General features: G+C 70.4%; 12 protein-coding genes and 1 pseudogene. 10 read left to right on the forward strand and 3 right to left on the reverse strand.

The window, feature by feature from the left end:
- The first annotated feature begins 69 nt into the window (after positions 1–69).
- Positions 70–660: a TetR/AcrR family transcriptional regulator gene (locus C3488_RS04815; protein ID WP_103838040.1), complete on the forward strand. Its 591-nt coding sequence runs from the start codon at positions 70–72 to the stop codon at positions 658–660.
- A gap of 8 nt (positions 661–668) precedes the next feature.
- On the opposite strand, the gene C3488_RS04820 is transcribed toward C3488_RS04815, so the two are convergent.
- Together C3488_RS04820 and C3488_RS04825 are read right to left on the reverse strand one after the other, a co-directional pair.
- Positions 669–1,694 (reverse strand): alcohol dehydrogenase, encoded by a 1,026-nt coding sequence (locus C3488_RS04820; protein WP_103838041.1) that lies wholly within the window; start codon positions 1,692–1,694, stop codon positions 669–671.
- A gap of 94 nt (positions 1,695–1,788) precedes the next feature.
- Positions 1,789–2,994, reverse strand: a complete 1,206-nt coding sequence (locus tag C3488_RS04825) for a CdaR family transcriptional regulator (RefSeq protein ID WP_258053291.1) — start codon at positions 2,992–2,994, stop codon at positions 1,789–1,791.
- 161 nt (positions 2,995–3,155) lie between these two features.
- Here C3488_RS04825 and C3488_RS04830 point away from each other — a divergent pair, with 161 nt between their 5' ends.
- The 9 genes from C3488_RS04830 to cimA all read left to right on the forward strand — a co-directional run bounded on the left by C3488_RS04830 (position 3,156) and on the right by cimA (position 13,941).
- On the forward strand, positions 3,156–4,136 hold the full coding sequence (locus C3488_RS04830; RefSeq protein ID WP_103838043.1) for a proline dehydrogenase family protein: 981 nt from the start codon (positions 3,156–3,158) through the stop codon (positions 4,134–4,136).
- Positions 4,137–4,318: 182 nt separating this feature from the next.
- Complete coding sequence (pruA, locus tag C3488_RS04835) at positions 4,319–5,950, forward strand: L-glutamate gamma-semialdehyde dehydrogenase (RefSeq protein ID WP_103838044.1); 1,632 nt, start codon at positions 4,319–4,321, stop codon at positions 5,948–5,950.
- A 78-nt stretch (positions 5,951–6,028) separates the two neighbouring features.
- On the forward strand, positions 6,029–6,883 hold the full coding sequence (locus tag C3488_RS04840) for an alpha/beta fold hydrolase (RefSeq protein ID WP_103838045.1): 855 nt from the start codon (positions 6,029–6,031) through the stop codon (positions 6,881–6,883).
- Between the two features lie 103 nt (positions 6,884–6,986).
- Positions 6,987–7,526, forward strand: coding sequence for a GNAT family N-acetyltransferase (locus C3488_RS04845; RefSeq protein ID WP_103838046.1), 540 nt, complete (start codon positions 6,987–6,989; stop codon positions 7,524–7,526).
- 257 nt (positions 7,527–7,783) lie between these two features.
- Positions 7,784–7,915, forward strand: coding sequence for a hypothetical protein (locus tag C3488_RS41325; RefSeq protein ID WP_103838047.1), 132 nt, complete (start codon positions 7,784–7,786; stop codon positions 7,913–7,915).
- A gap of 226 nt (positions 7,916–8,141) precedes the next feature.
- Entirely contained in the window at positions 8,142–9,185 is a 1,044-nt protein-coding gene (locus tag C3488_RS04855) for a 3-isopropylmalate dehydrogenase (protein WP_103838048.1), read from the forward strand.
- Positions 9,186–9,485: 300 nt separating this feature from the next.
- A complete protein-coding gene (locus C3488_RS04860) occupies positions 9,486–10,574 on the forward strand; it encodes a branched-chain amino acid aminotransferase (protein ID WP_103838049.1) in 1,089 nt (362 codons plus the stop codon).
- 166 nt (positions 10,575–10,740) lie between these two features.
- Complete coding sequence (locus tag C3488_RS04865) at positions 10,741–12,048, forward strand: MFS transporter (protein ID WP_103838050.1); 1,308 nt, start codon at positions 10,741–10,743, stop codon at positions 12,046–12,048.
- A 282-nt stretch (positions 12,049–12,330) separates the two neighbouring features.
- Positions 12,331–13,941, forward strand: coding sequence for a citramalate synthase (gene cimA, locus C3488_RS04875; RefSeq protein WP_103838052.1), 1,611 nt, complete (start codon positions 12,331–12,333; stop codon positions 13,939–13,941).
- 61 nt (positions 13,942–14,002) lie between these two features.
- On the opposite strand, the pseudogene C3488_RS04880 reads toward cimA, so the two are convergent.
- A pseudogene (locus C3488_RS04880) lies at positions 14,003–14,317 on the reverse strand (ricin-type beta-trefoil lectin domain protein); the annotation flags it as partial.
- Positions 14,318–14,756: the final 439 nt, after the last annotated feature.

The raw sequence follows: 14,756 nt of genomic DNA on the forward strand, positions 1-14,756 counted from the left end.
CATGTCTAGTACGGCTGTATAAATCGCTTGTCTAGGACGGTTGTCTGCATCGCGGTAGGGTCGGTGGGCATGGGACATCGTGAGGATCTGCTCGAGGGCGCCAAGCGCTGCCTTCTTCAGAAGGGCTTCCTGCGCACGACGGCGCGCGACATCGTCAAGGAGTCCGGGACCAACCTGGCGTCGATCGGCTACCACTACGGATCGAAGGACGCGCTGTTGGTGGAGGCATATGTCTCGCTGATCCAGGGGACAGGGCACCGGTTCGACCCCGGCGGGGAGGCGCAGCAGGCGATGTCCGAGCCCCCCGGGTCGTTGGAGCGCTTCCACAAGGTCTGGGCGAACATCATCCGCGCGCTGCCCGAGTCACGAGCCATCTTCCTGCTGAGCTTCGAGCTGATCCTCCAGGGCGACCGGCTTCCCGAGGTGCGCAGGCTGATGATCGAGGCGGAGGGACAGGGCCGCTCCGGGCTCCTGCCGCTGTTCAGCGACATCCCGGAAGCGGATCTCGACAAGGAGACGGTCGAAACCGAGGGCCGCTTCTACCAGACCCTTCTCCAAGGGCTCATGGTGCAGTGGCTCTTCAACCCGGAGACGGCGACCGACGCCGACCAGCTCACCGAGGGGCTGCGCCGCGTCATCGCGGGGGCCGCGCAGAGCTGACGCGTCCGTCAGCGGGAGGTCAGGACCATCCGGAAGCGGGCGGCGCCGGACAGCATCTTCTGGTACGCCTCGCCCGCCTGGTCCAGGGGTACGGTCTCGACCACCGGGCGGATCCCGTGCAGGGCACTGAACGCCATCGTGTCCTGCACGTCCTGCGCGGTGCCCGACGGGTGCCCGCGGACGACCCTGCCGCCCATGATCAGCTGGACCGGGGTGATCCCCATGGGATCGGGAGACGCGCCGATGACGACCAGCTCGCCGCGGTGCGACAGCCCGTCCACGGTCGCCGTGATGGCCTCGGCGTTGCCGGCGGTGGCAAGGACGACCTTGGCGCCGCCGAGGGACTGCAACGCGTCCGCGACAGAGGTGTCCGCCGTGCTGTCGACGTAGTGATGGGCGCCGAGTCGCTTGGCGAGGTCGGCCTTCTCGGCCCCGCGCGCGATCGCCACCGTCTCGAAGCCCATGGCGGCCGCGTACTGCACCCCCAGATGGCCGAGCCCGCCGATGCCGAGCACGGCCACCAGGTCGCCCGGCCGGGCGGAGCTGCGCCGCAGCCCGTGGAAGGTGGTCACCCCCGCGCAGGCCATGGGCCCGGCGTCGGTCGCCGCCAGTGCGTCGGGGATACGGGCCAGGGCGTCGGCCGGCGCGATCACCGCCTCGGCGAAGCCACCGTCGTACGCCCATCCGGGCACCTTCAGGTTCTGGCACACGACGAAGTCGCCCTGCCGGCACGGCGTGCAGTGGCCGCAGCTGCCACCGAACCAGCCCACCGCCACCCGGTCGCCCACCTGCCAGCCCCGCTCCCGCACTCCCTCGCCGAGCTCCTCGACGCGCCCGGCGATCTCATGCCCGGGCACCACCGGAAAGGTGACCCCCGGCAGCCCGGCGTTCACGAAGAAGGCGTCGCTGTGGCAGATCCCGCACGCCTCCACGGCCACCCGCACATGGCCGGGACCAGGCTGCGGCACCTCACGCTCGACGACCTCGAACGGACCGCCGGCGGCGGCCACCTGCGCGACTCGATACGTACTCATGGGCTCTCCCCGGGAACGGGTACGGCTGCCCCCGCTACCCAGCAGACCAGTTTCGGCCCGATCCCGCGCGCCGAAGGGCCATGGGGGACACGTCCTACAGTCGCGCGCCCTTCAGCGCCATGTGCAGCAGCAGGCGGTCCTCCCCGTCGTCCAGGTCCAGGCCCGTGAGCTGTTCGACGCGGGAGAGGCGGTAGTACAGGGTCTGGCGGTGGACGCCCAGTTCGGCGGCCGTGCGGCCCGCCTGGCCCGCGCAGTCCAGGAACACCTCGGCGGTGCGGGCCAGTTCGCGGTGGGCGGGGGTCAGCAGGGCGCTGACGGCCGGGTCGTGGGCCGCCTGCGGCGGCAGCGACGTCAGCAGGCGGTACGGGCCGATGGCCGACCACTGGGCGATCGGGCCGAGCCGGGGCTCCGCCAGGACCGCGCGGGCCGCCCCCGCGGCCTCCCGCCAGGCCGCGCCCAGCTCGGCGAGGCCCTGCCGGGAGCCTGCCACCCCGGCCGCGGAGCCCGTGCCTTGGACTCCCGCCTCCCGCAGCAGCCGGGTGGCCGCCGTCAGCGCCGGGGTCAGCACGTCCGCCGAGCGCAGCCGCACCAGCAGTGCCAGGCTCTGGCCGGTTGTGCCCCAGGGGACCGTGCACAGCGCGGTCGCCGCCGGGATCGTCCGGGCCGACGGCGCGTCGTCCGGGTCGGCCGAGGGCCAGGGCGCGACACAGACCACCGTGTGCAGGCCCTCGCCGCGCGCGCCCAGCGCCGTCCGCAGTTCGGCCACCGCCATGTCCTGCGGCCAGCCGCGCTCCGCGGTCAGCACCGCGCGCAGCTCACGCGTCACCTCCGCGCCCGCCTGCGCCTCCTCCGCGAGCAGGTCGCCGATCCGCGCCGCGATCTCCATCGCGGCCGACAACTGCGCCTCGGACGGGCCCGGCTCGTCGGCCAGCAGCCACACATAGCCGAGGACGACACCCCGATGGCGTACCGGCAGGCAGATCCTTCCCCGGTACACGCCGGCCTCCGGAGTGGGCGGAATCCGCACCGGCCCGGTGGCGCGGGCGATGCCGAAGCCCTCGAACCACTTCCGCACCGCCGCCGTGGAGCGGCGCGTGAGGATCGAGCGGGTGCGCACGGGGTCGAGGGACGCCTCGTCGAAGTCGCCCTCGCTGTCGTACGCGGCGAAGGCGATCAGTTCGAAGTCCCGGTTCTCCAGCGTCGCCGGAGCGCCGAGCAGCGCGGAGATCTCGTCGACGAGCTCCTGGTACTCGCCGCGCCCCGCCTTGAAAACGTCCGCCACACGGGCATTCTCCCGCATTTTCCCATCCCGCTCATACATCTGTCTGAGATCCAGGGCACGGATGCGTGACAGCTGTCGATGGCCGACGATCGAAGGGATCCTTAGGTTTCACGGTGGTTCTCCGTGCCGTACCCGAATGGTCGGGTCGCGGCCTCTTGCCCGTTCTGTGGAGGTGCCCCGTGCTGGGTCCCGTGATTCTCGCCGCGTCGCGCAGCGACCGGATGCGACGCCTGATCTCGGCGGCCCCGGTGACCAAGCAGGTCGTCGACCGCTTCATCCCCGGCGAGACGGTCGACGACATCGTGCCGGTCGTCCAGGACCTCACCGGCAAGGGGCTGGAGCTGACGATGGACGTCGTCGGCGAGGACATCACGACTCCCGAGCAGGCCGCGGCCGCGCGCGACGCCTACCTGGAGCTGATCGACCGGCTGGAGCCCCTGGAGCTGGGCACCCGCGCCGAGATGTCGGTGAAGCTGTCGATGTTCGGCCAGTCCCTCCCGTCGCCCACCACCGCCCTCAACCGAGGGCCCTCCGGGCCCGCCCCTACATTTCCGGACGGCCACGAGCTGGCCCTGAAGAACGTCCGGCCGGTCGTCGAGGCGGCCGCCGCGATCGGCACGACGGTCACGCTGGACGCGGAGGACCACACCACCCTCGACTCGATGTTCGCCATCCACGAGGAGCTGCGGAAGGACTTCCCGCAGACGGGTTGCGTCATCCAGGCGTACCTTTTCCGAACCGAGGCCGACGCCCGCCGCCTCGCCGCGAGCGGCAGCCGCGTGCGTATCGTGAAGGGGGCGTACAAGGAGCCCGCGTCGGTCGCGTACCAGAACAAGCACGAGATCGACAAGGCGTACGTCCGCGTCCTGAGGACCCTCATGGAGGGTGAGGGATACCCGATGATCGGATCCCACGACCCGCGCCTGATCTCCATCGCCCAGGAACTCGCCCACCGCGCCGGGCGCAAGACGGACGAGTACGAGTTCCAGATGCTGTACGGCATCCGCAGCGAGGAGCACCTGCGCCTGGCTGCCGAGGGCCACCGCATGCGCGTCTACACGGCGTACGGCACCGACTGGTACGGCTACTTCATGAGGCGCCTGGCGGAGAAGCCGGCGAACCTGCGCTTCTTCCTTCGGAGCATGGTCACACATGGCTGAGGAGACAGGGCTGTGCCGCGTCTTCGGCCGGGGGTCCGGGGGTCGTCCCCCGGGAAGACACAGCATGAGGCGCCTGGCGGAGAAACCGGCGAACCTGCGCTTCTTCGTCCGCTCGATGGTCAGCAAGGGCTGAGCCCGCACCCCGCTCGCAACACCGCTCACATCAAGGAGTTCCGGAACCCATGGACGCTGTGACCCAGGTCCCCACCCCCGTCAACGAGCCGGTGCACGGCTACGCCCCCGGCTCGCCCGAGCGTGCCCGCCTGGAGGCCAAGCTCAAGGAGCTGGCCGAGAACCCGATCGACCTGCCCTGCACCATCGGCGGCGAAAAGCGCATGGGCGGAGGCGAGGAATTCCAGGTCGTGCAGCCGCACAACCACAAGGCCGTCCTCGGTACCTATCGCAACGCCACGCAGGCGGACGCGCAGGACGCCATCGACGCGGCGCTCGCCGCCGCGCCCGCCTGGCGCGCGATGTCCTTCGACGACCGCGCCGCGATCATCCTGCGCGCCGCCGAGCTGCTGGCCGGTCCCTGGCGCGAGACGCTGGCCGCCTCCACCATGCTCGGCCAGTCCAAGACCGCCCAGCAGGCCGAGATCGACACCCCGTGCGAGCTGGTCGACTTCTGGCGCTTCAACGTGCACTACGCCCGCCAGATCCTGGCCGAGCAGCCCCCGGCCAACTCCCCGGGCGTGTGGAACCGCCTCGACCACCGCCCGCTCGAGGGCTTCGTCTACGCGATCACCCCGTTCAACTTCTCCGCGATCGCGGGCAACCTGCCGACGGCCCCGGCGCTGATGGGCAACGTCGTGGTCTGGAAGCCGTCCCCGACCCAGACCCACGCCGCCGTCCTGCTGATGCAGCTCCTGGAGGAGGCGGGCCTGCCGAAGGGCGTCATCAACCTCCTCACCGGTGACGGCATCGAGGTCTCCAAGGTCGCCCTGGAGCACCGGGACCTCGCGGGCATCCACTTCACCGGTTCCACCAAGACCTTCCAGTACCTGTGGAAGACGGTCGGCAACAACATCGAGAAGTACCGCTCCTACCCGCGCCTGGTCGGCGAGACCGGCGGCAAGGACTTCGTGGTGGCCCACCCGTCGGCCGACCGTGCGGTCCTGAAGACGGCGCTCACCCGGGGCGCGTTCGAGTACCAGGGCCAGAAGTGCAGCGCCACCTCCCGCGCGTACATCCCGGCGTCGATCTGGAACGACGGCTTCAAGGAGCAGTTCGCGGCCGAGGTCGACGGCATCGGCATGGGTGACGTCACCGACCTGTCGAACTTCATCGGCGCCGTCATCGACGAGCGCGCCTTCGCCAAGAACAAGGCCGCGATCGACCGCGCCAAGGAGGACCCGGCCTGCACGATCGTCGCGGGCGGCTCCTACGACGACTCGGTGGGCTACTTCGTCCGCCCGACCGTCATCGAGTGCACCGACCCGGAGAACGAGGTGTTCCGTACCGAGTACTTCGGCCCGATCCTCGCGGTCCACGTCTACGAGGACGACAAGTACGACGAGATGCTGACCCAGATGGAGTCGGTCTCGGACTACGCCCTGACGGGCTCGGTCATCGCGAACGACCGCGCTGCGGCGGCGTACACGGCCGAGAGGCTCCGCTACGCGGCCGGCAACTTCTACATCAACGACAAGTCGACCGGCGCCGTGGTCGGCCAGCAGCCCTTCGGCGGCGGCCGGGCCTCCGGCACGAACGACAAGGCGGGCGCTCCCCAGAACCTGCTGCGCTGGACCCTGACCCGCGCGATCAAGGAGACGCTGGTCCCGCCGACGGACTACACGTACCCGCACATGGGCTGACGTCCGCGACGGCCGGAACGGGCCGGGTCCCTGTGCGGACCCGGCCCGTTCGCGTGCGTCCCGGGGCAGACTGATCGCATGATCGATGAGCGGACGGTGACCGCCGACGACGGCGTACACCTGTGGGCGGCACGGTCGGGCCGGGGCGATCCGCTGATCCTGTGCCACGGTGGGCCCGGCCTGTGGGACATGTTCGAGGACGTGGCGGAACTGCTCGCGGACCGGTCCACGGTGGTCCGCTGGGACCAGCGCGGCTGCGGGCGGTCGCAGCGGTGCGCCGGACCCTGGACGAGTGCCCGCTTCGTGGCCGATCTCGACGCCGTACGAGGGCGGTTCGGCCTCGACCGCATGGCACTGCTCGGCCATTCCTGGGGCGCGCAACTGGCGTTGAGCTACGCGCTCGCGCGTCCGGAGAGGGTGAGCGCGCTGATCTATGTCTCCGGTACGGGCATCGACTCGGACGACACCTGGCACCCCGCGTACCGGGAGAACTTCCTCGCCAGGCTTGGTGAGCGGCCCGAACGCCTGAACCGCTGGCGGGAGTTGACCGACCGCGCCGAGCGCACCGGTGAGGAGGACCGGGAGCGGGCCGTCCTGCAGTGGTCGATCGAGTTCGAGGACCGCGAGCGGGCCCCGGAGCACGCCGGACGCATGGCCGATCCCTGGTTCGGCGTCAACGACGAGTGCAACAGGGCCCTCAACGAGGAGCGGAAGCGCATCTGGGGCACCCCGGAGCTGAACGCCGCCTGCCGCACCCTCGACGTGCCCGTGCTGATCGTCGACGGCGGACGGGACATCCGGCCGCGTTCGGCGGTCGACTCCCTGGAACGGGCGCTGCCGATGGTGCGGCGGGTGGTCCTGTCCGCTGCCGGGCACATGCCGTGGACAGAGGACCCGCAGGGGTTCCGCCGGGCGGTCGCGGGCGTGCTGTGACCCGGCCGGGGCCCGGCGGGAGGTCGGCGCTGACACGGTCCGCGTACAGGCGGCAGGTGGCGTCGGGCGGGGAGAACGCGACGGAGCGAGCGATACTGATCACGTGACAGTCGCAGTCCGCACCGCCCATACCGCCGACCTCGACCCCGCCGAGCTCCGGGCCGTGCGCGCGCTGCTCGACGCCGCGTTCGACGGGGACTACGACGATGACGACTGGGAGCACGCGCTCGGCGGGATGCACGTGCTCGTCAGCGACGAGCAGGGGCTCGCCGCGCACGGGTCCGTCATCCAGCGGCGCGCCCGGTATCGCAAGCGCTGGCTGCGCGTCGGGTACGTCGAGGGCGTGGGCGTCCGCGCCGACGTGCGGCGCCAGGGGCTCGGCGGGCGTGTCATGGCCGAGATCGAGCGGATCGTCGACCGCGCCTACGACCTCGGCGCGCTCTCCGCCAGCGACGACGGCGCCCCCCTCTACGCCGCCCGCGGCTGGCGCCTGTGGCGTGGCCGTCTCGGCGGCCTCGGCCCCCGCGGTGTCGTCCGCCTGCGCGACGACGAGGACTGCACCTATGTACGCCCCGCCGCCGCGGGCGACCTCGACTTCAAGCGCAAGCTGGTCTTCGACTGGCGCGATGGGGACGTCCTCTGACCGTCGGCGACGGTTTCCGCAGGTCGCGCTCGTACGGCCCGCTGCGCCGTCTCAGATAGTAGGAAGTCCGAGTAATTGTGGAGACAGACGCCCGGTCCTCACTTACTTTTGTAGAAGCCGAACGTCTCGCTCGATCAAGCGAATGGCGGTCGTGAGCCGGGCCCCGTGCAGGCAACCCCTGCGGCACCGCTCCCCGCCTCGCCGGCGTCTCGTAACCCCCTTTCCGCACTCCCGGATGTCGAAGGAGTCGATTTCCCATGGCCGAGACGACCGCCCGCCGCCGAGTCCGTCACGTTTCCCGTACGAGCGAGTCCGACCGCAAGAACGCCGCCGCGGCGCTCCAGCGCGCCCTCGACCGCAGGGACAACGGCGGCGCGACCGGCCACTGAGCCGCGCCCCGCACCCCAGGCCCTCACTCGTACGGGCCCGCACCCTCACCCGTGAGGCTGCACCCATAAGCCGGGAGCCGCACCCGCACGAGGTGCGGCGCGGCCGGGCGTCCCGCGCCATCTGCCGCGCCGCACCTCGGTGTCGGACCGGTGTTTCGATGCCGGGCCGGTGTCCGTATCGCGGACGCCTCGTGTCATTGCGTGGGACAAGGAGTACGGTGCCGTCATGTCTCGCAGCATCAATCTCGCAGTGATTCCCGGTGACGGCATCGGCCAGGAGGTCGTGGCCCAGGGGCTGAAGGTCCTCTCCGCCGTCCTTCCGCAGGATGTGAAGCTGGAGACCAAGGAGTACGACTTCGGCGCCCGGCGCTACCACGCCACCGGTGAGACCCTCACCGACGCGGACCTCGAGCAGCTCAAGCAGCACGACGCGATCCTGCTCGGCGCGATCGGCGACCCCTCGGTGCCGTCGGGCGTGCTGGAGCGCGGCTTCCTGCTCAAGCTCCGCTTCGCCTTCGACCACCACGTCAACCTGCGGCCCTCCAAGCTGCTGCCGGGCGTCGCGACCCCGCTCGCGGGTCAGCCCGAGATCGACTTCGTCGTGGTCCGCGAGGGCACCGAGGGCCCGTACACGGGCAACGGCGGCACCATCCGCAAGGGCACCCCCCACGAGGTCGCCACCGAGGTGTCCGTGAACACCGCCTTCGGCGTCGAGCGCGTGGTCCGGGACGCCTTCGCCCGCGCCCAGGCACGCCCGCGCAAGAAGCTGGCCCTGGTCCACAAGAACAACGTGCTCACGTTCGCGGGTCACCTGTGGACGAACATCTTCAACAAGGTGGCCGAGGAGTTCCCCGAGGTCACCACCGAGTACATGCACGTCGACGCGGCGACGATCTACCTCGTCACCCAGCCCGAGCGCTTCGACGTGATCGTCACCGACAACCTCTTCGGCGACATCATCACCGACCTCGCCGCCGCCATCTCCGGCGGCATCGGGGTCGCCGCCTCCGGCAACATCAACCCGTCCGGCGAGTTCCCGTCGATGTTCGAGCCCGTGCACGGCTCGGCGCCCGACATCGCGGGTCAGGGCAAGGCCGACCCCTCGGCCACCGTCCTGTCGGTCGCCCTCCTGCTGCGTCACCTCGGCTACGAGGCCGAGGCCGCCCGCATCGAGGGGGCCGTCTCGGCCGACCTCGCGGAGCGCGTGGGCAAGCCCGCCCGCACGACCGACGAGATCGGCGACGCGCTCGCCGTACGAGTAGCCGGCTGACCCGCCGCCCTGCTCACACCCCCTGAGTCAAGGCCGCCGGGTCGCAACCGCACCCGGCGGCTTTCCCATGCCCTCGCCGGGTGTCACCATCGACCCACCCCTGTGCTACCCCTGGGGCCGTATTCACACCGTTTCTCCCCCACAGCCCGAAAGGCGTGGGGGTGCCCCCATCCCTCACCCGCTTGCCATAATCGAACGCGGAGCCGCGGATGAGGGAATGCTCGGACGTCCTAGCACCGGCCACTGCCGGTGGGGGAGCGAGCGCGGCCCGTCACGACAACCGGTGAAGGACAACCACACATGACGACGCCCACGATCGAGCTGAAGCCCTCCTCCAACCCGCTCTCCGACGCGGAGCGGGAGGCGATCCTGGCCAACCCCGGGTTCGGCCGCCACTTCACCGACCACATGGTGACGATCAGGTGGACCGAGGGGCGGGGCTGGCACGACGGCCAGCTCGTCCCGTACGCGCCGATCTCCCTCGACCCGGCCACCAACGTCCTGCACTACGCGCAGGAGATCTTCGAGGGCCTCAAGGCCTACCGCCAGCCCGACGGCTCCGTCGCCACCTTCCGCCCGGAGATGAACGCCCTGCGCTTCCAGCGTTCCGCCAAGCGCCTCGCGATGCCCGAGCTGCCGGTCGAGACGTTCATCGAGGCGTGCGACGTCCTCGTCCAGCAGGACAAGGCGTGGGTGCCGGCGCACGGCGGTGAGGAGTCCCTCTACCTGCGCCCCTTCATGATCGCCACCGAGGTCGGCCTGGGGGTCAAGCCCGCCAACGAGTACCTCTTCCTGGTCATCGCCTCCCCGGCCGGCGCGTACTTCCCGGGCGGTGTGAAGCCCGTCTCCATCTGGGCGTCCGAGGACCGCGTCCGCGCCGTCCCCGGCGGCATGGGCGACGCCAAGACCGGCGGCAACTACGCGGCCTCCCTGCTCGCCCAGGCCGAGGCCGCCGCCAAGGGCTGCGACCAGGTCTGCTACCTCGACGCCGTGGAGCACAAGTGGGTCGAGGAGCTCGGCGGCATGAACCTGTACTTCGTGTACGGCAACAAGATCGTCACCCCGAAGCTGACCGGATCCATCCTGGAGGGCGTCACCCGTGACTCCCTGCTGACGGTCGCCCGTGATCTCGGCTACGAGGCCGAGGAAGGCCGGATCTCCATCGAGCAGTGGCAGGCCGACTCCGTCAGCGGCACCCTCACCGAGGTCTTCGCCTGCGGCACCGCCGCGGTCATCACCCCGGTCGGCACGGTCAAGCGCGCCACCGCCGAGTGGAAGCAGTCGGGCGGCGAGCCGGGCGAGGTCACGCTGAAGCTCCGGGAGGCTTTGCTCGACATCCAGCGGGGCACGCGCGAGGACACGCACGGCTGGATGCACAAGCTGGGCTGACGCCGACCGGCACCTCTTCAGGGGCCGCCTCGGACTTCACCTCCGGGGCGGCCCTCTGCTCTCGCCCACCGGGGCAGGCGGCCGACCCGGGGACGCGCCGTGAACGCAATGAACGAAACCCGAGGCGCTCTTGTCGCACCCGCGAACGCCCGGCACGTTACGGCCCATGGGACGAGAGCACTGGAAGAAGATCTGGATCGGCTCGGCCGGCAACATGGTGGAGTGGTACGACTGGTTCGTCTACGCGAGCTTCGCCACCTACTTCGCCGGGGTGTTCTTCCCCGACGACAACCCCACGGCCCAGCTCATGAACACGGCGGGCATCTTCGCGGTCGGCTTCTTCATGCGCCCGGTCGGCGGCTGGCTGCTCGGCCGGGTCGGTGACCGCAGGGGCCGCAAGGCCGCGCTGACCCTCACGGTCACGCTGATGTCCGCCTCCGCGATCCTCATCGCGGTCGCGCCGACGTACGCCGTCGCCGGATACGGCGGCGCCGCGGTGCTGCTCGTCGCCCGACTGCTCCAGGGGCTGTCGGTGGGCGGCGAGTACGCGGCCAGCGCGACCTATCTCACCGAGGCGTCCGACCCGCGCAGGCGCGGCTTCGCCTCCAGCTTCCAGTACGTGTCGATGACCGCGGGACAGATCGTCGGCCTCGGCCTGCAGATCGTCCTCCAGCGCACCATGTCCGACGACGCGCTGCACGACTACGGCTGGCGCATCCCGTTCGTGCTGGGCGCCCTCGGTGCGGCGGTGGTCTTCTACCTGCGCCGGAACATGCTGGAGACAGACGTCTACGAGGCCGAGGCCGACGAGAACGAAGGCGAGGAACGCGGCACGCTGCGCGCGCTGTGGCGGCACAAGCGTGAGGCGTTCCTGGTGGTCGCGCTGACCATGGGAGGCACGGTCGCGTACTACACGTACACCACGTATCTGACGAAGTACCTGTCGAACTCGGCGGGCCTGCCCAAGCAGACCGCGACCCTGGTCTCCTTCACCGCGCTGATCGTCTTCGCCTGCCTCCAGCCGCTCGCCGGCCGGCTCTCCGACCGGATCGGCCGCCGCCCGCTGCTGATCACCTTCGCCGTCGGCTCGACCCTGCTGACGGTCCCGATCATGACGTTGCTGAAGCACGCGGACAGCTTCTGGCCGGCGCTCGGCCTGGCCCTGCTGGCCCTGGTCGTGGTCACCGGATACACCTCGATCAACGCCTGTGTGAAGGCCGAGCTGTTCCCGACGGGCGTCCGCGCGCTGGGCGTGGCGCTTCCCTATGCCGTGGCCAACGCCCTGTTCGGCGGAACCGCGGAATACGTCGCCCTGTGGTTCAAGGACGCGGGCGCCGAGTCCGGCTTCTTCTGGTACGTGGCGGCCTGTGCGGCCGTCTCGCTGGTCGTGTACGTCACCATGCGGGAGACCAGGGACCTGGACCTCACCCGGATGAAGGACCGGCAGTCCTCCTCCGTGACGACCGCATCCTGAGACGGCGGTGAGCGCGGGGGCGGACTGTGCCAGACTTCCCCCGTGCTCTCGTTCGCCATGATTATTGGCAGCAGGCGCGCCGGTCCGCAGTGACCGCCACGTACGACCAGGTACGGGTGGCCACCGTCGTCCTCGACCCGCGCGCAGACCTCTCGCACCCGCGAGAGGTTTTTTCGTTTCCTGGCCCACCTTCAGCCGGGGGCGGAGCGCGAGGGAGTATGGGGGGACGGTGGAACCGGTCATTCCGGTAAGACCGAGATCCAAAACAGGAGCCTTGAGACCATGACCGAGACGGCAACCAGCGAGCTCGACGACTCGTTCCACGTCTTCGACACAACGCTGCGCGACGGTGCGCAGCGCGAGGGGATCAACCTCACGGTCGCGGACAAGCTGGCCATCGCACGGCACCTGGACGACTTCGGCGTGGGCTTCATCGAGGGCGGCTGGCCCGGCGCGAACCCGCGGGACACCGAGTTCTTCGCGCGCGCCCAGCAGGAGATCGACTTCCGGCACGCCCAGTTGGTGGCCTTCGGCGCCACTCGCCGCGCGGGCGGCAAGGCCGCGGAGGACCCGCAGGTCAAGGCGCTGCTGGACTCGGGGGCGCCGGTGATCACGCTGGTCGCCAAGTCCCACGACCGCCATGTCGAACTGGCGCTGCGCACGACGCTCGACGAGAACCTGGAGATGATCCGCGACACGGTGTCCCACCTGCGGGCGCAGGGCCGTCGGGTCTTCGTCGACTGCGAGCACTTCTTCGACGGCTACCGGGCGAACGCCGCGTACGCCAAGTCGGTGGTGCGCACGGCGGCCGAGGCGGGCGCGGACGTGGTCATCCTCTGCGACACGAACGGCGGCATGCTGCCGGCCCAGGTCCACGCGGTGGTCTCGACGGTACTGGCGGACACGGGTGCCCGGCTCGGCATCCACGCCCAGGACGACACGGGCTGCGCGGTCGCGAACACCCTCGCGGCGGTGGACGCGGGCGCGACGCACGTGCAGTGCACGGCGAACGGGTACGGCGAGCGGGTGGGCAACGCCAACCTGTTCCCGGTGGTCGCGGCCCTGGAACTGAAGTACGGCAAGAAGGTGCTGCCGGAGGGCCGGCTGCGCGAGATGACGCGCATCAGCCACGCGATCGCGGAGGTCGTCAACCTCACCCCCTCCACCCACCAGCCGTACGTGGGCGTCTCGGCCTTCGCCCACAAGGCGGGCCTGCACGCCTCGGCCATCAAGGTGGACCCGGACCTGTACCAGCACATCGACCCGGAACTGGTCGGCAACACCATGCGGATGCTGGTCTCCGACATGGCGGGCCGCGCCTCGGTGGAGCTCAAGGGCAAGGAACTGGGCATCGACCTGGGCGGCGACCGCGAGCTGGTGGGCCGGGTGGTCGAGCGCGTCAAGGAGCGGGAGCTCAAGGGCTACACGTACGAGGCGGCGGACGCGAGCTTCGAACTGCTCCTGCGCGAGGAGGTGGCGGGCAGGCCGCTGCGCTACTTCCGCACCGAGTCCTGGCGGGCGATCGTCGAGGACCGCCCGGACGGCACGCACGCCAACGAGGCCACGGTGAAGCTGTGGGCGAAGAGCGAGCGGATCGTGGCGACGGCGGAGGGCAACGGCCCGGTCAACGCCCTGGACCGCGCCCTGCGCGTGGCCCTGGAGAAGATCTACCCGCAGCTGGCCGCCCTGGACCTGGTCGACTACAAGGTCCGCATCCTGGAGGGCGTGCACGGCACCCAGTCCACGACCCGCGTCCTGATCTCCACGTCGGACGGCAAGGGCGAATGGTCCACGGTGGGCGTGGCGGAGAACGTGATCGCCGCGTCGTGGCAGGCCCTGGAGGACGCGTACACGTACGGCCTGCTGCGGGCCGGTGTGGAACCGGCGGAGTAGAACCCGGGGCCGTCGGTGCCGGGCAGAGGCTGCCATCAGCCCTCGGCCCGGCATCGGCGGGTTACTGCAACCGCCACTTCTGGTTCGCCGCACCCGTGCACGACCAGATCTGCGCCCGGGCCCCGTTCGCCGAGGAGTTGTCCGTCACGTCGAGGCACTTGTTCGCCGCGATGTTCACCACGTCGCCCGTCGACGAGTTGTACGACCACTGCTGCGCTCCCGTGCCGTTGCAGTCGTACAACTGCACCTTCGCCCCGTCGGCCGTCGACCCGGAGGTCACATCCAGGCACTTCCCCAGCGCCTGGATCGATCCGTCGGCCTTCACCGTCCACTGCTGCGCGGCCGTCGTCGTCGACGGTGACGTTCTCGCCGCTGCCACCGGTTCCGGACTGGAAGGCGAACGGCGTCTGCGGCTGCAGACCCCGCACCACGTGGCGCCCGCCCGAGTCGTCGGTCGTGGTGAGCCAGGCGGTGACCTGTTCACCGGCCGCGTGCGCCGGCGTGGCCGCCGCGAACCCGGCGGCGGTGAGCAGCCCGGCGAGCAGCGACCGGACCGTGCGCCGGTGTCTGTTCATGGAGCGCCGCCCTTCTGGAGGTGGGGGATGGGGGCGTGCGAGGCGTGAGTAAATGACGGCTCGTATACGCGTCAAGGGGGTGCGCGTTCAGAATCTGAAGCGACAAGGGTCCGTATCCAACAGGGAGTTGTGCGCGCACCGGTTCTGACGTGAAGTCTTGACGACTCTGCGGGCCGCGAAGTTAACTCACGGCCTGATCTAAGTCATGAGTGAAGCATGACGACTTGATGGGTCGAGGGA

It is taken from the genome of Streptomyces sp. Ru72 (genome assembly GCF_002920635.1).
GTDB lineage: Bacteria > Actinomycetota > Actinomycetes > Streptomycetales > Streptomycetaceae > Streptomyces.